This window comes from Algoriphagus sp. AK58, assembly GCF_014324365.1.
Lineage (GTDB): Bacteria > Bacteroidota > Bacteroidia > Cytophagales > Cyclobacteriaceae > Algoriphagus.
In genome coordinates this window covers 22,934-42,363 of record NZ_QEIG01000017.1, presented here as the reverse complement: position 1 = coordinate 42,363, position 19,430 = coordinate 22,934, and the positions used below count along the sequence as shown (strand labels likewise).

18 protein-coding genes are annotated in these 19,430 nt (G+C 45.7%); 6 read left to right on the top strand and 12 right to left on the bottom strand.

Annotation, left to right across the window (positions count from 1 at the left end):
- The first annotated feature begins 93 nt into the window (after positions 1-93).
- Positions 94-1,173 (top strand): BF3164 family lipoprotein, encoded by a 1,080-nt coding sequence (locus DDT91_RS15215; protein WP_187177050.1) that lies wholly within the window; start codon positions 94-96, stop codon positions 1,171-1,173.
- A gap of 58 nt (positions 1,174-1,231) precedes the next feature.
- Here DDT91_RS15215 and DDT91_RS15210 read toward each other — a convergent pair whose 3' ends face one another.
- The gene (locus tag DDT91_RS15210; RefSeq protein WP_187177049.1) at positions 1,232-1,792 is read right to left on the bottom strand and encodes a fasciclin domain-containing protein; all 561 of its coding nucleotides are present in this window, start codon (positions 1,790-1,792) and stop codon (positions 1,232-1,234) included.
- Positions 1,793-1,962: 170 nt separating this feature from the next.
- On the opposite strand from DDT91_RS15210, the gene pheS reads away from it, so the two are divergent.
- Positions 1,963-2,991 (top strand): phenylalanine--tRNA ligase subunit alpha, encoded by a 1,029-nt coding sequence (gene pheS / locus DDT91_RS15205; protein ID WP_187177048.1) that lies wholly within the window; start codon positions 1,963-1,965, stop codon positions 2,989-2,991.
- Positions 2,992-3,135: 144 nt separating this feature from the next.
- Here the strand turns inward: pheS and DDT91_RS15200 are convergent, their stop codons facing one another.
- The 6 genes from DDT91_RS15200 to DDT91_RS15175 all read right to left on the bottom strand — a co-directional run bounded on the left by DDT91_RS15200 (position 3,136) and on the right by DDT91_RS15175 (position 8,230).
- Entirely contained in the window at positions 3,136-4,014 is an 879-nt protein-coding gene (locus DDT91_RS15200) for an SMP-30/gluconolactonase/LRE family protein (RefSeq protein ID WP_187177047.1), read from the bottom strand.
- Between the two features lie 149 nt (positions 4,015-4,163).
- Entirely contained in the window at positions 4,164-5,051 is an 888-nt protein-coding gene (locus DDT91_RS15195) for a sugar phosphate isomerase/epimerase (RefSeq protein ID WP_187177046.1), read from the bottom strand.
- A gap of 3 nt (positions 5,052-5,054) precedes the next feature.
- Positions 5,055-5,846, bottom strand: coding sequence for an SDR family NAD(P)-dependent oxidoreductase (locus DDT91_RS15190; protein ID WP_187177045.1), 792 nt, complete (start codon positions 5,844-5,846; stop codon positions 5,055-5,057).
- Between the two features lie 19 nt (positions 5,847-5,865).
- A complete protein-coding gene (locus DDT91_RS15185) occupies positions 5,866-6,465 on the bottom strand; it encodes a hypothetical protein (protein WP_187177044.1) in 600 nt (199 codons plus the stop codon).
- 10 nt (positions 6,466-6,475) lie between these two features.
- Positions 6,476-7,519: a zinc-binding dehydrogenase gene (locus tag DDT91_RS15180; protein ID WP_187177043.1), complete on the bottom strand. Its 1,044-nt coding sequence runs from the start codon at positions 7,517-7,519 to the stop codon at positions 6,476-6,478.
- A gap of 3 nt (positions 7,520-7,522) precedes the next feature.
- Positions 7,523-8,230, bottom strand: a complete 708-nt coding sequence (locus tag DDT91_RS15175) for an orotidine 5'-phosphate decarboxylase / HUMPS family protein (protein WP_187177042.1) — start codon at positions 8,228-8,230, stop codon at positions 7,523-7,525.
- A gap of 166 nt (positions 8,231-8,396) precedes the next feature.
- Here DDT91_RS15175 and DDT91_RS15170 point away from each other — a divergent pair, with 166 nt between their 5' ends.
- Positions 8,397-9,422, top strand: a complete 1,026-nt coding sequence (locus tag DDT91_RS15170) for a LacI family DNA-binding transcriptional regulator (RefSeq protein WP_187177041.1) — start codon at positions 8,397-8,399, stop codon at positions 9,420-9,422.
- A 36-nt stretch (positions 9,423-9,458) separates the two neighbouring features.
- Here the strand turns inward: DDT91_RS15170 and DDT91_RS15165 are convergent, their stop codons facing one another.
- The 5 genes from DDT91_RS15165 to DDT91_RS15145 all read right to left on the bottom strand — a co-directional run bounded on the left by DDT91_RS15165 (position 9,459) and on the right by DDT91_RS15145 (position 16,350).
- On the bottom strand, positions 9,459-11,417 hold the full coding sequence (locus DDT91_RS15165) for an amylosucrase (RefSeq protein WP_187177040.1): 1,959 nt from the start codon (positions 11,415-11,417) through the stop codon (positions 9,459-9,461).
- A 30-nt stretch (positions 11,418-11,447) separates the two neighbouring features.
- Complete coding sequence (locus tag DDT91_RS15160; protein WP_187177039.1) at positions 11,448-12,929, bottom strand: MFS transporter; 1,482 nt, start codon at positions 12,927-12,929, stop codon at positions 11,448-11,450.
- Positions 12,930-13,144: 215 nt separating this feature from the next.
- Positions 13,145-14,401, bottom strand: coding sequence for a hypothetical protein (locus DDT91_RS15155; protein ID WP_255502139.1), 1,257 nt, complete (start codon positions 14,399-14,401; stop codon positions 13,145-13,147).
- 164 nt (positions 14,402-14,565) lie between these two features.
- Positions 14,566-15,636: a dipeptidase gene (locus tag DDT91_RS15150; RefSeq protein ID WP_187177037.1), complete on the bottom strand. Its 1,071-nt coding sequence runs from the start codon at positions 15,634-15,636 to the stop codon at positions 14,566-14,568.
- Positions 15,637-15,639: 3 nt separating this feature from the next.
- On the bottom strand, positions 15,640-16,350 hold the full coding sequence (locus DDT91_RS15145; protein WP_187177102.1) for an SAM-dependent methyltransferase: 711 nt from the start codon (positions 16,348-16,350) through the stop codon (positions 15,640-15,642).
- Positions 16,351-16,526: 176 nt separating this feature from the next.
- On the opposite strand from DDT91_RS15145, the gene DDT91_RS15140 reads away from it, so the two are divergent.
- The 3 genes from DDT91_RS15140 (at position 16,527) to DDT91_RS15130 (ending at position 19,427) form a co-directional block, all read left to right on the top strand.
- The gene (locus DDT91_RS15140) at positions 16,527-17,279 is read left to right on the top strand and encodes a hypothetical protein (RefSeq protein ID WP_187177036.1); all 753 of its coding nucleotides are present in this window, start codon (positions 16,527-16,529) and stop codon (positions 17,277-17,279) included.
- A gap of 16 nt (positions 17,280-17,295) precedes the next feature.
- The gene (locus tag DDT91_RS15135; protein WP_187177035.1) at positions 17,296-18,009 is read left to right on the top strand and encodes a hypothetical protein; all 714 of its coding nucleotides are present in this window, start codon (positions 17,296-17,298) and stop codon (positions 18,007-18,009) included.
- A gap of 83 nt (positions 18,010-18,092) precedes the next feature.
- Positions 18,093-19,427, top strand: coding sequence for an amidohydrolase family protein (locus DDT91_RS15130; protein WP_187177034.1), 1,335 nt, complete (start codon positions 18,093-18,095; stop codon positions 19,425-19,427).
- Positions 19,428-19,430 lie beyond the last annotated feature (3 nt).

The window sequence follows — 19,430 nt, the reverse complement described above, 5'->3', positions numbered from 1 at the left end:
TTTTATAGAATTCTATATTTGGATAAAATCAAATGGCTTTGGGTGTTTTAATGACTTTATTTTTAAATACACCTTTATTTCTAGATTTAGACTATGAAAAAATATATAGTTCTGATTTTGCCTCTTTTGTATTTTTTATCCTGTACAACTTCAATTGAAGAGAAGAAAAATCTTACGATTACTTGGGATGATTTTGAAGTAATAAAGATCAATTCTGAAAAGCACTATTTTGATGAAATTATTAATCCCGCTTCTATAGGTTTTAGTGATAATTTTTTGATCATCGGAGAAGCATGGCGGGTACCAGAAGAGTTTCCAAGGATGCATTTGGTCGATACAAATGATATGAGCTACCAAATGTCTAAAGGAAAGTATGGTAAAGGACCTCTGGAAATCACAGATGCATCTGGTATCCTTTCTTTGGACGACCTAAGTGAATTCTGGGTATACAATATGAATGGCAGAAAATTGGTGAAATTCTCCAAAGTGGACAGCTCTCTTTTGGGAACCGATGAATGGAGGCTTTCAGAGGATATGTCTATGATCCGTTTTATAGAAAAAACTAAAAATGGTGGTTTTTTGGCAAGTCCATGGGATGGTCTTGCTGTAATTCAAGAATTTGATCAAGAAGGAAAGCTGTTGGGCTCATTTGGAACATGGGAAAGCTTTCCTGAACGTCCAGATCTTGGCAATAAAGAAATCGGTGAATTGAGTACTGGTTGGTTTAAAGGAAACCCGGAAATAGGACTTTTTGCCTTAGCTACACTTTATCGTGACATTCTTAAAATTTTTGACTACCAAAAGAAAGAATTTATCACTATTGAGGGCCCATACAAAGACCTTCCTCTTTTTGATCTTCACCAAACTAACGGACCTTCAGTTTTTTTTAGGCCAGAATCGACCTATCGATATCGGGATATTGCAATTACCTCTAAATATATCTTTGCTCTTTATGGAGGATATAGTCAAGCAGAGATAAATAAAACCGGAAAAATAGCAGAAGATATTTTAGTTTTTGACCACAAGGGAAATCCACTATGGAATCTAAAATTGGATAGGTCAATTATTGAAATGGTATTTAATGAAGAAACAGGCCAGTTTTATGGCCTCACAACCGACGAAGACCCAGGCATAGCAGTTTTCGATATCCCCAAAGAACTTCTTAAAAAATGAAAAAGCCGCTTGAAAGTAATTTTCAAGCGGCTTTTTAGTTTACTCTGGACTGTTTGGTTTACATTTTAGGAAGTACCACGGTATCCACGGAGTGAATCACCCCGTTTGATTGCCATACGTCGGCGATGGTTACTTTGGACTGACCGCCGTTTTCATCCGTGATGTAGAGATCTTTGCCCTTCATCCATGCAGTCAGCTTTCCGCCTTGTACCGTGGTCAGGACCGCTTTTCCATTTCCTTTTTTGATCGCGTCGGCGATGTCCTTGGAGCCCATTTTACCCGCTACTACATGGTAAGTCAACACCGCTGTCAGTTGGCCTTTATTTTCAGGCTTCAAAAGTGTTTCCACTGTTCCTGCAGGAAGTTTAGTAAACGCTGCATTGTCTGGAGCAAACACGGTGAAAGGTCCGGCGGTCTGTAAGGTCTCTACCAATCCAGCTGCTTTTACGGCTGCTACCAAGGTGGTATGGTCTGCAGAGTTCACCGCATTTTCCACAATGTTTTTGGAAGGATACATCGGTGCACCGCCGACTTCTACAGTCTTTTCCATTTGAGCGATTGCCACTTGTCCAGAAAGGAATACAAAGGCTGCTAAGGTCATTTTAAAGAAATTTTTCATGGTTTTGATTGTGTTTGTTGAATTTGGAAGCACTTACGAGGAGAAATGAAAGGCTGGATTTATGCCTTTTAAGATTTTTTCAAAAAAATTGGGATCGATGAGTTCGTCAGAGACTTTTATTCAAAAAAGCCTAAAAATGGTAGCTTTGTGACCGGAAAAACTCGCAACTCATGTATCAGGAGAAAATCGAAGCCATCAAAGCTGCCATTGCCGCGGCTGACGCCCATACACCCGACCAACTCGAAGCTTATCGAATGGAGTTTATCTCCAAGAAAAGTGTCGTGGGCGAACTTTTTGCCGCCATGGGCCAAATCCCCAATGAAGAAAAGCGTGCCTATGGTCAGCTCGTCAATGGCGTGAAGCAATTGGCTGAGGAGAAATTCCAGGAACTGATCGAAAAAGTCAATGCAGCCAATAAAAAGTCGAAATCAGCGGATATCGATCTGACGCTTCCTCCATCCAATGTGGCATTGGGAGGCATTCACCCGCTTACGGCTACCCGTCAGCGGATCATCGAGATCTTTGAGCGCATCGGGTTCAACCTGTCCGAAGGACCGGAGATCGAGGACGATTGGCATAACTTTACCGCGCTAAACTTTCCTGAGAATCACCCTGCACGCGAAATGCAGGACACCTTTTTCATTGAGAAGAATCCTGATATCGCGCTACGGACCCATACTTCCTCCGTGCAGGTTCGCGTGATGGAAAATCAAAAACCGCCCATCCGTACCCTTTCTCCAGGAAGGGTTTACCGAAACGAAGCGATATCGGCCCGTGCACACTGCATCTTCCATCAAGTCGAAGGACTCTATGTAGACGAAAATGTGGGTTTCGCGGATTTGAAAAATACGCTTTACCACTTCGCCAAGGAGATGTTTGGCAAGGAGACCAAGGTGAGGTTCCGGCCTTCTTTCTTCCCCTTCACCGAACCAAGTGCGGAGATCGATATTTCCTGCCTAATCTGCGGTGGTAAAGGCTGCAACGTGTGTAAGCACAGCGGTTGGGTAGAAATCGGAGGATCGGGAATGGTCGATCCGAATGTGCTGGAAAATTGCGGAATTGACTCCAAGAAATACACCGGTTTTGCCTTCGGGATGGGTATCGAGCGAATCGCGATGCTGAAGTATCAGATCCGTGACTTGCGACTCTTTACCGAAAATGACGTGCGGTTTCTTCGGCAGTTTAGGCCGATGTTATAGAACAAGGGAAGGCTGATCGAGAGATTGGCCTTTTTTTATTTCCCACAGATTCACACGGATTAAAATCACAGATTTGCACAGAGAGTATCTCATTGAAATCTGTGCCCATCAGTGTCTTTTTTCTGTGATAATCTGTGGGAAAAATTAAATCATCGCCGGATTCGACTCAAATCCCCCGACCTCTACGTTTACCAAAAATACATCCCCGCTCTGCGGGTACTTTTCCAAATCATCAGCTGTCAGATTTTCCTGCGCTGTGGTAATCAGCATCAGATCCAAATTTTCCCCTCCAAAACAACAGGATGTGACGTGAGGAACCGGCAGTTCGATTTTATCTAAAAGTTGGCCAGTATTCGGATTCCAGCAATACACACCCGAACCCGCATAATGCGCCACCCATAGCATCCCATCCCGATCGATACACATCCCATCCGGGAAGCCCAATCCCTCCGGAATCTCCACCGCAATTCGTCGAAACTCAATGGCGCCAGACATGGGATCAAAGGTAAATTCTTGGATTTTCTTCGTGGGCGTGTCTATAAAGTAAAATATTTGCATATCCGCTGTCCAAGCCATCCCGTTGGAAATGGTAAGACCTTTCAATTGGCATTCAGGCTGCAAACTTGAATCAATTCGATACAACGAACCCGCACCTTCGGTAAAAAGCGTGCTCATGGTTCCAATCCAAATTCGGCCTTGAGGATCTACTTTCCCGTCATTGAACCGATTCAAAGTCAAGCCTGCCTCAACCGCACAGAGCTCTTCGATCTCCTGCGTTTCCCAATCGTAGCGAACCAGCTTCCGGTCCAAACCCAAAATCAACTTTCCATTCTTTCCCTCTAAGACCACGGCCAATCGATGTGGAAAATGACGGATTTCGAGTTGTTCGGTCGCTAAATGATAGCGATGTAGGTTTCCCTTTTCGATATCCACCCAGAAGAAACAGCCCCGCTTGGCGATCCACAGCGGGCCTTCGCCCAAAAAGCACTGGCTCGGGATAGATTTCATTTGGATACTTTTCATGTAGGTTGGATTGAAATATTGGAAAATTGAAAGATTTGAAAATTAATAGAACACTAATGATTCCACCTTAAAACAAGGTCAACTTGAAGAAAAGATGTCGTAAATCGTAAACTTGTGCTGAGCTAAGTCGAAGCATCGTAACTCGTAAATCATTTATGCCAATATTGCGCAATCTTCTTCTTCAAAAACGCCACACTGCGCTCCAGCTGATCCATGCCATCCACCCCGTCTTCGATGCTGATCCAGTTGTCAAAGCCGACCCGCTTTAGTTCGGTAAAGATCGCATCATAGTCATTCATCCCTTTGCCGATTTCGCCGTGACTGAGCATTTTCGCATACCCCATGGCTCCCCCCTCTACTTTTCGAAGATCCTCGATCGTCCCGTACTTTAAAAACCGGTCGCTCGCATGCATGGTCACCACCCGCTCAGACACGTCATACAATAAGTCCAACGGATCTTCCCCTGCCAAAAAGGTATTGCTCGGGTCGTAATTCACCCCAAAGTTGGGATGGTGGATGGAATTGACCAGCTTGGTGAAGATAGCCCGCTTCTGCGCAAATTCGGGATATTCCCAAAAATCATCCTTGTAATGATTTTCGATGATCAGGGTAATTCCCAGACTTTGGGCATAAGGGAGACAGGCTTCGATGCAGTCTTTGGCGAGTTGAATTCCCTCTTCCACAGAAAGCTCAGGTCGGTATTGACCGGAAAGAACCCGGCAGTATTTCCCTCCCAAGGCATCGGTCATTTCGATCCAGCGCTTTTGCTTTTGGATTTCATTTTCCCGGAAAGCTTTGTCCCGATGAGTAAAATCCGGAGAGCAGCACATCATGGGTATGACCATGCCTTCATTTTCGACCATTCTCCGGAATTTGGGCCAGTTTTTTTCATCGGCCATCTCCAAAAATCCGGCATACCACTCCAGTCCATCGATCTGAAGCGGGGCGGCTAATTTCACCCAATCGGCGATTTTCATACTCCCATCCTTGCAGAGCTGCTGCATAAAGGCCTTGGGAAAGGCGGCGAGTTTTGGCATAAATCAGTGAATAGTTGAGGTGTCTTTGGGGGCATTTCGCCCGATCATGGGATATTGCTCGAGGTCAACCACCTGTCCGGAAATCGGTCCTGCTTCGTCCGAAAGCCAATAAATACACGCAGCGGCAATTTCTTCCGGCCAAAGAATCCGACCTGCCGGAGCGTACATGTTGGGCAAGTCCTCATACCAGGTTTCGGATAGACCGTGATCTTTTTTGCGTTCCTTTTCCCGCTCCGTCAGCACCCAACCCGGATTGATCTGATTGACCCGAATACCATAATCGCGCATTAGGGAATCCCCCAGATTTCGGGTCAGGGTCATCAAAGCTCCCTTGGAAATCGAATAAGCCAACAGATTGGGTTCCCCGCTCCAGGCATTGACCGAGCCGATGTTAAGTACGCAGCCCTGATTTTTGGCTAGTTCGGGCAAGGCGGCCTGAATCAGGAGAAAAGGGGAGATAGCATTGATATCCAGGACTTTTTGGAGAAACGCCCGGTCGGTGTTTTCAATATTGGACTGAATCACCCAAGCGGCATTGTTGACCACAGCATCGAGCCTGCCAAAACGATCGACCGCCAGCCTGACCAAGCGCTCAGGACAGCCCTCGTCGGAAATGTCTTCCTGATGGAATACGGCATGTTCTGTTCCAATCTCTTCCAAAACTTCCTCTCCAAGAAATCCTTCCAATCCGTGCAAAATGACTTTAGCACATTCGGCTACACATCGTTTGGCGATGGCTTTTCCGATACCTGTGGTACTTCCGGTGACGATAATGACTTTGTCTTTGAGTCGCATGAATTTTTAGTTTAAGAAATCAAGACGTTTTCTCTGGGTTTTTAAATGAAGTAATCAGAAAGATCGTCAAAAACGCTATCGAAAGAATCTGCGATGCATAATTGGCCCAAACTACTTTTCTATGGCTTTTAAATGCCAATTCTCCCTCTCGCGAGATAGGCTCAAATACAGAATCATTTATATCCAATTGGATTGGCTTCCAAGTATTCCCATCCAATTCCAAATTAGGTCGAAATTCGAGTAACTTCTGATCGATCTCTTTGAAAATCACAAGACCATTTGAGGAAACACCCTCCATTTCAAACGTGAGTCTTCCTTCTTTTCCATTTATTTTTTCTTCCCAAAAAATAAAAAGGTCTTCATCTCTCTGCCTTGCGAAATACAACTTTCCGATCTCATCACTGCTTTTGAAAATGAGCACATTAGGAGATGAGGCTGCAAAAGTTGGGGAAGTACCTATCCATTTCAACACAGAAAATGAACAAAAAAGCACGAACGCCACAATCCTGGAAAGAGTCATCCATTTTTCCCACTTCGAAGAACGGATTACCCATACCAATAGCCCAAAATCGAAAAAAATCAGGATCAAGGATAAATTCAAAGGCAATTGGTAAAGCATAAAGTTCTATTTAAACAGGCTTTAAAACCGACTTCACCACCTGCCCTGTGTGCATTTTTTCAAAAGCGGTATGCCAATCGGTAATCGGCCACACCCCTCCGATGATCGGCTTGACATTCAAAGCTCCGCTTGCCAGCAGTGCGATTACCCGTTCCCAGATCGGCCAGTTATGACTGAAACTACCTTGCAGACGCACATTTTTCTGCACGATGGGGTCAATGGAGAAATTCAGCGGTTGAGGTCCCCATCCTACTTTGGTGATTTGCCCGTTTGGTCTAACCAGCTTCATTGCTGTCTTGAGAGTAATACTATGTCCTGCCGCATCAACGATCAGGTCGGCACCCAATCCATCCCGCTTTCTAGCCCAGGCTTCGGCAGCATCTTCTCCGATAAGAGGATCACAACCGTAGGCATTTTTGGCGATTTCCAGTCGGCCTCGGTCCGCTTCCAAACCCAATACGGCCACTTCGGCACCACAAAGTCTGGCCACCGCTGCACATAGAATCCCAATGGTACCCGGCCCGATGACGATGACCCGATCTCCTGGTTTGATATGGGAATTTCCGACCAAGGAATTGAAAGCGACACAGCAGGGCTCAGTCAGGCAGGCTTCTTCGAAAGAAAGGTTTTCAGGGACAGTATGCAGGCATCTTGCCGGCACCCGTACAAATCGAGTCATCGCACCATTCACCCCATAGCCGAAGCCTTTGCGGGTGGGGTCGAGATTATAAAGTCCCACCTTGCTCATGGGATTTTGGGTATCGATCACAGCAGCGGTTTCAGACACGACCCGATCACCGACCTTCCAACCCGAGACTCGGGAACCCAAAGCGGCAATTTTCCCCCCAAATTCATGACCCAATACGACCGGATAATTCACCGGCCAACTGTGGTCGGAAGTCCATTGATGGAGGTCACTGCCGCAGACTCCTACATTTTCGACTTCGAGAAGGATATCTTCTTCCCCGATTTCAGGAACAGGGATTTCGCGGATTTCTACGGAATGCTTTTGCTCGGAGTAGTTGACTACTGCGGGTATTTTGGTGCTGGACATGGCTTAGGATTTAGAGGGGAAAACAGTGGTTTGGGCATGGATAGCTTCGCAGATCATTCGAAGAGAGGATTCAAGATCTCCGTCAGCCGTTTTAAAAGAATCTGCATCGATGGTGAGCGGCGCACCCAAGACGACTAAAGGCGCTCCATATTGAGGGCATTGAATGGCCTGCTCGAGAGAAAGACCACCTACTGCCTGCACGGGAATATTGACCGCAGCGACTACTTCCCGAAGTTGATCGAGCGGACTTGGCATACGGTGGCCTGCAGCGGCAATGCCTCTACGCTCATCGTAGCCGATATGATGGATGACATAGTCACAGCCTAGGTCTTCCAAAAATTTGGCCCCTTCCACCATGTCCGGACAGATCATATTATCTCCCATCACTTGCACCCCAAAGTCTTTCCCGGCCTTGACCACACACTTGATCGTCTCGGCATGTGCTCGGGCCATGACCACGACGTGGGTAGCACCGGCTTTAGCCATCATTTCGGCCTCCAGGTAGCCCCCGTCCATGGTTTTAAGGTCTGCGACAATAGGAATTCCGGGAAAGGCTTCTCGCAGTTTTCGGACTCCATGGAGGCCTTCTGCTAAAATTAAGGGAGTGCCAGCCTCCAGCCAGTCTACTCCTGCTCGAAGCGCCAAAGCGGCGGTTTCCAGTGCCTCATCGATATTCGTCAGATCGAGCGAGATCTGTACAATAGGTTTCATTTAGTTTGGGTTTAAGGTTGGGATTGAATATAAAATTTTTCCTGCCTTTTTTACTTACAAAATGTATGAAAGGACTATTCAAACATGGATTTGGGTTTAAATAGTTGTACTTTCTGGAATCAAATAGCACAAGAGCCAACCGTGCCGAACCCAATAAACCTAAACCATGGCTGAAAAAAGAAAAGTCACACTAAAAGACATTGCCAAAGACCTCAATCTTTCCCCATCTACCGTTTCCCGCGCGCTCAATGGCTACCCCTCTCTTTCGGAAGATACCATTCAGATGGTCAAGGAATATGCGGAAAAGCACAATTATGTACCCAACACGATGGCGGTGAACTTCCGGAAAAACCGAACTTCGATTTTAGGCATGATTGTGCCACAGATTGTCCATCACTTTTTCTCTACCACCATTAGCGGCGCGATGGAAACAGCGAAAAAGCATGGTTATAGCATTCTCCTAGCCCAATCTTATGATTTATTGAAAGACGAGATTCTGGCAAGTCAATACTTATTAGGAATGGGTGTAGATGGATTGCTGATTTCAGTCTCTAATGAAACCAAAGAGGCAGATCACTTACAGGCATTTTTGGATGAAGGCAAGCCAGTGATCCAGTTTGACAAAGTCACAGATCAACTACCGGGGCCCAAAATCGAGGTGGATGATTTTCAAGGAGCCTATCAGGCAGTAACCCATCTAATCCGGCAAGGTTATCGAAAAATCGCCCACCTCAGCGGACGAATGGAAGTTAAAAACGCACATGAACGATTTTTGGGCTACCAAAAAGCCTTGGAGGATCATGGCTTGGAATTCAAGGAATCCTTGGTCAAAAACTGCTTTGCGATTTCCGAAGAAGAAGGCTTCGAATTCACCCGAGATTTGATGAATTCTGAAGAAAAGCCGGATGCATTATTTTGCATCACGGATCTGGTGGCTTTGGGAGCGATGAATTACCTGAAATCCTCCGGCTATCAGATACCAACTCAGGTAGGCTTGATAGGCTTTAGCAATTGGATGCTTTCGGAATACACCACTCCTTCCTTGAGTTCGGTGGATCAATATGGCTATCGGATGGGTAGCAGGGCGGCAGAATGGATGATCGAATTGCTAAAAAATCAGGACATGGGTCAAAATGAAACTCTGGAGATGAAAACCGAACTGGTCGTCAGGGGATCTTCAATGAGAAGCTGAAAAACCTTCCGGGTTTTAAAAACTTGGAAGGTTTAGTCAATTTTTAGGCTCTAAAACCCGAAACCCATACGGCTCTAAAATCAGGTATTCATGATCAGGCCCAATTTCTACTTCGGATTGTGTCCAGTGATCCCAAAGTTTACCAGACCCTTCTCCCTGCTCGCGAAAGGCATACCAAGTCAGGTAGGATGCCTTGTCGGAGAAGTTGAACAGACAGTACATCCGCTCATTTCCCATTCGGCGGACAAGGCCTGCCACGTGGATGTTGTGTGGACTCATCCAAGAGATATTGCTCAAGTCGCTGAAAAGCTCATTTTCCTTCCGGATCTGAAGTAATCTCTTCGTCCCTTCAAAAATCTGATGCTCGACTGTTCCTTCTACTTTTTTGCGGTTGACCTTTTCCCAATCAATCACCGGGCGGTGCATCCAGCGGTTGTCATAGCTTTTTCCGGGATCATGTTGATAGCTGTAGTCATTGGTATAACCGACTTCGTCCCCATAGAAAAGCATCGGCAACCCGCCCAAAAAGATCGAATGCGCCTGCATCATCAGGATTTTCTGAATGCTTTGATCAATTGCCGGACCATTGCCTTCAATCAGGGCTTTTTCCAATCCGCAAAGTGAAGCCAGAGTTCCACTGATCCGGGCATCGCCAGTTTTGGGATTGGAAGAGAAAAGGGCTCCCCTTGCCGGACTCATCCACTGATCTCCGGAAAAGGAATAGTATTCTTTCAGAAATTTTCGATGCTGATAGGGATCTTTTCCTGCCTGAGCGATCATGTAGTCGTCATAGCCCAGTCCGATATCGTCGTGACAACGGGTATAGGTAATCCATGAAGTTCCATAAGGCTTGTTCAGAATTTCTGATTGCGCATTGAGCATGACGCGGGTTTCTCCTGAGGCCAGCATGTCCCATTGAAGGGCCATTTGGGTAGCATTGTAGGCAAAATCACATTCCTGAGCGATGAATTCTCCCGTGCCAAAGTACTTCATAATTTCTTTAGGGGCCACAATGGCTTCACCCAAAAGGGCCATTCCGGGTGTAGCTACTTGTACACACTGCTTGATCAATCGGAGAAGCGTATGTGCTTGGGGAAGGTTTTGGCAGGAAGTGCCCATCTGTTTCCAGATGAAAGCTGGAGCATCTATCCTTAGCAAGTCCACACCAAGGTTACCATAAAACAAAACGGTATCCAGCATGGCGCGGAAGACATTCGGGTTGGTGTAATTCAGGTCCCATTGATAGCGATGAAATACCGTCATCACCCACTTGCCCATTTCTTCACTCCAGGTGAAATTTCCCGGAGCACTTTCCGGAAAAATCTCCGGCATGTCCCGCTCAAACTCATCCGGAATCGAGCGGTTGGAATAGGTGTAAAAGAAGTCCTGATAATAGGAATCTCCCGCTTTGGCCTTTTGCGCCCACTCGTGGTGATGCGAAGTATGGTTGAGTACAATGTCCAGCATAAGGTACATACCTTGACTATGCATGTTTTTTCGTAGGGAAATCAAATCCTCCAAAGTCCCAAAACGGGGATCCACTTTTCTGAAATCCGATACGGCATAGCCTCCGTCACTTTCACCTGCCGGGCTTTCAAAAATCGGCATCAGGTGAAGAAAATTCACTCCTAATTCTTCGAGATGAGAAAGCTTGGTCGGCATGATCTTCAGACTTCCTGCAAATCGATCCACGTATAAGCTCATGCCTGCAAGCTGATTGCTGAGAAACCAAACGCCCTTTTCGGATTTTTCCTGATCCCTTTTTTTCAGACCCGCCTCTCGGCTTTTGTGGGCTAGAATCAGACTTCGAAGCAATTCCATAAACTGCTGCTCTGCATCAAAACATCCTCCATAGATCTCCCCAAATAGTCTATGGATTTTTGGCAAATGGGCTTGGAGACGATCAGCAAAGTCCTTATCCTTTTTGAAAGGGTCAATGGAATGCTCTTGGAAGAGTTGATGGATTTTTTCAGAAATAATAGATTCCGGGTACATGGAATGGGTTCAGTTGGTTTGAAAAGGGAGTTAATGTCCTGCCGAAACAGGCGCTGTAGAAGGATCTATGGACTTGTTTTCTTTGATTCGAAGCGTGGCGAGGGCCGCAATCAGCAGCAAAAACCCACCGAAAATGATGGCTTGTCCGGCATCATTGTCCAAGAAGTTTTTGGAGATAAAACCAAAGGTCAGCGTCTGCAGGATCATCGGAATCACGATCATCATGTTGATAATTCCCATGTAGACCCCGTATCGTTCCTTTGGAATTTCATTCACGACAAGCAGGTAAGGCACGCCCATCATGCTGGCCCAAGCGACCCCAAATCCGGTCATCGGAGCAAACAGCAAGTACTTGTTTTCAATCATCGGAAATAGGATCAGTCCCACTCCCGCCATCAGCAGACAAATGAAATGCACCTTTTTGGGACCAAATCGCTGGGTCATTCGTGCCAGGAAAAAGGCAGAAAGGAAGGTCACGATATTGTACCAGCCATTGACCAGACCTGCCCAACCTACTGCTTCCTCATACTTGGCAGGGTCGCTTGAAGGGGTTGCGTCCCACACGGAGAGCGCGATGGATTTGGCGGCATTTTGCCAATAACAGAACAGGGCATACCATTGGAAAAGATAGACCAAGGCAAGCTTCCACATCACAGCGGGCATTTCCATGATGGACTCGATAATCTCCAGATTTTGAGCGAAAATGACTCGTGTAGTTGGATTATTTTCAGCATTTTTCATCACACTCCTGATCAAACCCCGGTCAAAAATCGAAGGAATCAAAAGCAGTAAGAAGATCGTGTAGGCTACTAAGGTGGTGAGGATGGATAGAAAAAACTGAATCGCAGGATTAGGCATGCCTTTGTTTCGCTCCTTCAAAGCAGCCAATTCTTCTGGTGAAGGCGGATATTCCGGAGTTTTGGAAATGCTCCACATCACCGAGGTGATCGAGCAGACAGTACCCAAAAAGAAAGAAGCATAGACCCACATCGGGAGCGAACCGACGGTGCCTTTGAAGAAAATCTGGAAAACAAAAAGGGAGATATTGGCAAGCGTAATGCCCAAACCGGTAAAGAAGCTTTGTGTCAAAAAGCCTTTTCCATATTGCTCTTCAGGAAGGGAATCTGCAATCAATGCGCGGTACGGTTCCATTGCCGTATTATTCGCGGCATCGAGCACCCAAAGTAAGCCTGCCGCCATCCACAATGAACTGCTAAACGGGTAAAAAAACAGGCAGATGCTGCATAGCAAGGCCCCAATAAAGAAATAGGGCTTTCGCCTTCCATACTTTTCACTCCAGGTGCTGTCACTGAGAGCACCTATAATGGGTTGAATCAAAAGGCCGGTCATCGGGCCAGCAAGATTCAAAATCGGAATCTCATCTGGCGCCGCACCCAGCATGTCATAGATCGGATTGACGGCGCTTTGTTGGAGACCAAAGCTGTATTGAATCCCAAAAAAACCAACGTTCATGTTGATGATTTGGGAAAAGGATAAGTGAGGCTTTCGCATGAGGTTAAATTGGGTAGTAGGCTCTTTCTATTCAAGCATCAAAAAATACAAAAGAATAAGGCTCCGAAAAATGCCTTTGAAGCCACATCGAACCCCAACAAGAGCAAAAACTACATGGAAATCGATTGATTTCTTGAAATATTTTTTTTCACATTTTCAAAAAAAAATCCCCGACAAGATTGTGTCGGGGATAAATTGAAGCTTCAACGCTTTTCTTACTGGAGACGTGCCTGAATCTCCTGAATCAATCCATCATATTTTTTAAGGATACGCGCCCAATCCTGAAATTTCTCGTCATCCTTCACGGTCACTTGATTTTTCCCATCCAAGAAAGCTTCCTGACTGATCAATTTTACTGCATAAGCTATCTGATCGGTATTACCGCCTGTGGATACAATCACTCGGGTTCTGATGATGCTGGATTGAAAGTTTTGGACTTGCCAGGCGGTAGTCAAGTAGCCGGTATTGTAATCTACCGTTTCCAAAATATCAAAGTAGCCTGTAATGATGGAGCTCAAGATTTTCCAGGCTTCTTCAGGAGCTATTCCTGCCTTAACCGGAACAGTAATCCTCACGTTTGCCAAATCAGACGATACTGATGAAGTGTAGGCCTCATCCACAGCCAACTCCAGAAAATCAGTCACAGGAGGCTCCTGCATATTGGTCTGATTACAGTAGTTTTTGATATATCGCACAAAACCGTCTTTGCTCACACGGATTTCGACACAGGAATTTTTTGCCACTTTCAGATCGTAAGATCCATTGCCAACCCTTTTTCCGCCAATTTCGATAGCGGCATCATTTGGAGCGGTAGTGATTTTAACCAGTCGATCCTCCAGGACTGCCTTATCTCTAATCGGTGGCTCTGGATCACCTTCTTTGTTACAAAAAACTTTTTCAAAATTGACATAGCCTTCCTTCGTAACTGTAGTGGTCACACAATCACCAAAAGGAATTTTAATGTCCTGATTACCTCGACCTAGTGTGACTCCATTGGTCGCTACATTGGCATCTGCTGGCTGGACTTCCAATCGGACTTGACGGTCCTTCAGCGTAAAATGATCCTTCATCGGAGGAGTTTCCTTATCCGGCTGATTGTAGTAAACTTTGGAAACTGTTGAAAAACCAGGTTTTTTTACTTCAACGGTTAAAAACCTATCCTTTTGTATGTACAGATAAATGGCTTTCGTGCCAATCATTCTACCATCGACATATATTTCAGCATCAAAGGGCTCCGCAGTAATATCCACCTGACGGGTGTCCAAGGTGATCCGCTGTTCCTTGTCCCATTTTAGGTCCTTGTTGTATTCTTTGATGATCGGCTGGTAACCTGGTTTAGTGATCTTAACTCTGTTTTTGGAATCCTTTTCGAGTTTTAACTCCACGGAACCCGTGCCCAACTCTTGCTTATCTGAATCATCATAGTCGTTGAGCAAAGTGAACTTTGCATCACTATGATTAGCAAAAAGCATGATTTTTTGGGAAAAAGTAGCAGTAGAAAAGAGGGTGAAAAGGCAAAGTGTTAGTAAATGTTTGAAATTCATACGCTTAAATCTGGTGGTTTTAGGACGCAAATAATCCAATAAGAATAACTTATGCAAAGCATAGTTTGTTGAAAAAGACAATTATTCTTAGATCAGGCCCAAGCTTTCTTCAAAAAATTCAACCAATTGCCGTGCATGACCTTTTCCACATCAGATTCGGCATATCCTCTTCCTCGAAGTAATTCAGGAATCTTTTGCAAATCGGCAATGGTCTCCAAGTCTGCCGGGCTTTGCTCTGTACCAAAAGCTCCGTCCAAGTCGGACCCAATCCCGATGTGATTGGCATTGCCGGCGATCTGACAGATGTGGTCCAGGTGATCCAGTACGGTAGAAAGAGTCACATTTCGCTCTTTCGGAGTGCTTTTTCCCCTCACCCAACCCGGACTGAGCATCCAGGCATCAAAGGCGCCTCCGATGACCGCTCCGCGATCGACTAGCGCTTTGATCATTTCGTCGGAAAATTGCCGATTGTGATCGACGAGTGCACGGCAGTTGTTGTGACTGGCCCAAACGGGACCTTGGTAAATTTCCAAAGCATCCCAAAACGCCAAATCACAGAGGTGAGTAGCATCCAGAATGATCCCGAGCTCATCCATTTTCTTCACCAACTCTTTTCCTTGCTTACTCAAAGGAGCGGAAGAATCTGTTCCAAAGGCATAGCGACCCGGTCCGTAATGCGCCGGACCCAAAGCGCGGAGACCGCTTTCGTAGGCTTTTTCCAAATAACTCAGATTCACAATCGAGTCCGCACCTTCCAGTGAAAGTATAAATCCCACCGGCTTTTGGATTTTGTCCTCGCCTTGATTCCAGTGAGCCAAGTGCGCTTCCAACTCATTCCAATTTCGGATTTGGGTCATTTCCCCTTTTTCAACCATCGCACGATACCAAGCCAATTGCCCCTGAGTTTGAGCCCAAGCCTGTTCGGGCGAATGCCAACCCGGAAGGGGATTTTCCGGAGCCACGAATCGGGCGATCTGTGTCGCCACCACCAGCCCGACATTTCCCTTGCGAAGCTCAGGAAGAGAGACGGTTGCATTACCTCGGTCGGGCTTGTCGCTCAGGCCTTTTTCACGGACATTGATCTCGGAGACGGGCCGGGTAAGGTCCCGATTCCACTCGAGGGCATTCATACTCAGGTCGAGGTGCGCATCTATCGTAAACATGGCTCAGAAGGCTTGAAGGACAAAAACAGTGGGAATCTTATGCAGGTCAACGGGATGGTTTTTCCAATCGGCGACGGTCTTGGTTTGGATCATTTCATCCGCCGCGGTGAGGTTTTTGGCAATGCAAAGCTTGGTAAGCGGTGCCAAAGTGGAAAGTAAATCCTCGAAAAGTTGATTATTTCGGAAGGGTGTTTCCATAAAAATCTGGGCGCGTTTTTCCCGAATGGATTCAGCTTCCAGTTTTTTAATAGCGGCAGTTCTGTCTTTTTTATCAATGGGCAAATAGCCGTGGAAAGCAAAAGATTGCCCATTGAAGCCAGAACCCATCAGCGCCAAAAACATGGAACTAGGTCCTGAGATCGGGACGACTTGAATTCCCTTTTGGTGAGCATAGGCTACGGCCAAGGCTCCCGGATCAGCGATTCCGGGACAGCCAGCCTCCGAAATTACTCCGATATCTGCGCCGTTCATAAGAGGTTGCATCAAGCGTGGAAGTTGCTCGGGTTTGGTTTCTTTGTCCAACACTTCCATGTGCACCTCTTCGAGATTGACTCCCAGTTTAAGGCTGGAAATGTAGCGTCGGGCAGAGCGGGGATTTTCGACCAAAAAGATCTTGGTATGGGCAATCACCTCCTGTACCTGCGGAGAGATGACCCAATGGGCAGTGTTGTCTGCCAAGACATTGGGGATTAAGAAAAGCTTTCCTTTGGGCATGGGGGCGAAATTCGGAAGAAAAATGGCAAGTGCCTGAAAATGCCAGAAAAATCGATTCAAAAGCTGTTATTAAGCTGGTAATCAGATATGAAAAAATACCTGAAAGATTAATCACAATATTGAATTATATAGTCCGTTTTTCTTTTATTCGGATTAAATTTTTAAAACAAGCCTTTATGAAAAATCAAATGAACATCAGAATTATATTTTCACTAGTTCTCTTCCTGATTTCGAACATTTCAATTGCCCAGAATTCAATTGGAATCAATTTTGGCGTTCCTAAGTATACTTGGTCAAATGATGCCAATGCGCCATTTATCATTTCTGAAGCGACAGGTTCTTATGCCGTTGGCTTGGAGTTTCAAAAAAACATTCAAAAGTCAATTACTTGGGGCTTGGATGTTTCAATTCATCGAATAACCAACACAATCCGGACAAATACCGATTACTCCAGCTATTCCGCAGGTAGTACACCTTTTTTTAATTTGGGAATCACTCCCAAGTTGATTTACAACAAGGAATTTGGGGAGTCAAAATTTGGCGGATTTTTAAGCGTTGGCCCAAGTATCCAATGGAACAATGGTAATGATCGTGAATTGAATGAAACCAATTTTAGAATCGTAGGAAAAAGAGAACTAAACCCAAGCGGTGATTGGAACACCGTTCCTCTGGAGCAGACCCCTTACTCCGCTCAGGAAAAGGCAAATTCCTGGTCGGTAGTAATACGGCCCGAAGCAGGCTTGACCTTTAGGGCTTCCAAATATTCTAAGTTTACCGCAAGGTTTCAATATGGAGTCGGAATAGGCCAACCTTTAATCCTTCAGGAATTCAACAATTTCCAATTGGAAGGGATTCTTTCCAATTCCAAACATAAGCTCAAGGGAGATTTTTGGGCTATACAACTGGGATATCAGATTCTTTTGAAATAATAAAGGGAAATTCTCCATGCTCAAAAACGCAGTAATAGCCTTGCTTATATTTTTTGCAATCCAGTCCAAAGTTTATGCTCAAAGTACTTTCAATCTCTCCTTTGGATTTCCAAAGATCAATTGGGGCTATAGTGGCAACTTAGATGGATTAAGAACTGTAAATACTAGCGGTTGGTCAATCACAGCTTCAGGACTAAAGATCAAAGAGGATGGGTTGATTTATGGAATCGATCTTGGGGTAAACCGGTATGGAAACGGGTTTCAATATGGAATTAGCAGGCCAGGAGTGGGAGAAATCCATCACTTCTCCATTTTACCTCTTATCGGCTACAATCATATTATTCCTGGCAGTAAGTTCTCCTTTCGACTGAATTTTGCGTTTGGGGCTGGTATAGTGACATTAGCTGACAGGTACTACCAAAATGATCATTCATTTAAAGTGATGTTCACTAGTTATGGAGTACCTCTTTATGACCTCACATTTTCAGGTTCGCAGGAAGTCAAAAGCCGGGTTTTCCCTTTGCTAAAGCCAAGTCTTGAGCTGCACTATGCAGTCGGCGAAAGATCGACTTTATTTGTAAAAGGAACTCTTGGGATTTCTTTGATGAATTCGGTGATCGTTAGAGATTTTCCAGAAGTATTACTTGATGGTGAAACTTATTCAGTAACTCATTCGACAAGTCTAAGCTATTCTTCTGTAGAAATCGGATACTCTTATCGAATCAAGTGAAAGTTATTCATAACTAGCAAAAAGCTGTCAGAAATTCTGGCAGCTTTTTTTGTAACTTTTTGGGTCATTATCCCAACCAAGCTATGAAGCCAAGTCAATTTCTCACCCTATTATTTCTTGCATTTTCCTTTCAAGTATCTGCCCAAAACCTCAAAGCCCTCGTCGGTGGCACCCTGATCGACGGTTTTGGTGGTACGCCGATTCGCAATTCGGTCATTATTGTCGAAGGCGAGCGGATCAAAGCTATAGGGCAAGTGGGCAGCCTAGCAATCCCGGCAGGTGCAGAAGTTATTTCCACCGAAGGAATGAGTGTTCTTCCGGGTCTTTGGGATATGCATGTTCACCTGATGCTGAATGGACACAGCGACTACACCCATTGGGACAGCACCTACATCGATGTCTTTGAGTCGGTGATCATGCCTTCTTCTGCGCATCAATTGCTCATGGCAGGAGTGACAAGCGCGCGAGACCTTGGCGCACCACTCGAAGCGAGTATCAACGTTCGCGAACGGATCAAGCGAGGGGAAATCCCCGGTCCGACGATCTATGTATCCGGTCCATTTATCCAAAAAGCACCCTATCCTGGTACGGAAGCCTTCCGCTGGGGAGTGAATGGGGCCGCCGATGCACGGGCCAAAGTCAAAAAACTCATCGATGCCGGGGTGGATGTGATCAAATTGATCGATCAGGATCAAATGACCCTCGAGGAAGCCAAGGCAGTAGTCGATGAAGCGCATAAGTACGGGAAAATGGTCGTAGGCCACTCTCATCGACCCGACGAAATCCGCATCGGATTGCAGATCGGCGTGGATAATTTTGAACATACGGGTTTGAGTTCGGCGCCGGAATATCCCGAGGACATTATGCAAATGATGAAAGAGCGGGCAGCCAAAATGAACTTGGGGCCACTCTTCTGGACCCCCACCGTCGAGGGCTTGTTCAACTACGAATATGTCCGAGACAATCCCGAAAAGCTGGATGATACTTCCTGGCACTTAGGTTTGCCGGATTCGATCATTCGGGATATACGGGCTTCGCTACGCTTTCCGGGAAGGATGTCTTACTTCCAATTGACTCCGGTGAGAAAGCCGACTCTGGATCGGAAGTTTGCGCAACTGAAAGAAAGTGGCGTGGTGATGTTGGTGGGTACGGACAGTGGCATACCGATGAAATTTCACAGCCAAAGCACCTGGAACGAACTCGATGTCTGGGTCAATCATTTTGGCATGGATCCACTCCTGACCATCAAAGCAGCCACCTACTGGCCTGCGGTGGCCATGAAAGTGGACAAGGACTATGGGACGATTTCTGAAGGAAAATACGCCGACATCATCGCCGTGCGTGGAGATGTCCTTCGCTACATCAACCTGCTACAGGATGTGGATATGGTGATGAAGCATGGGAAGAAGGTGAAGTGAAAG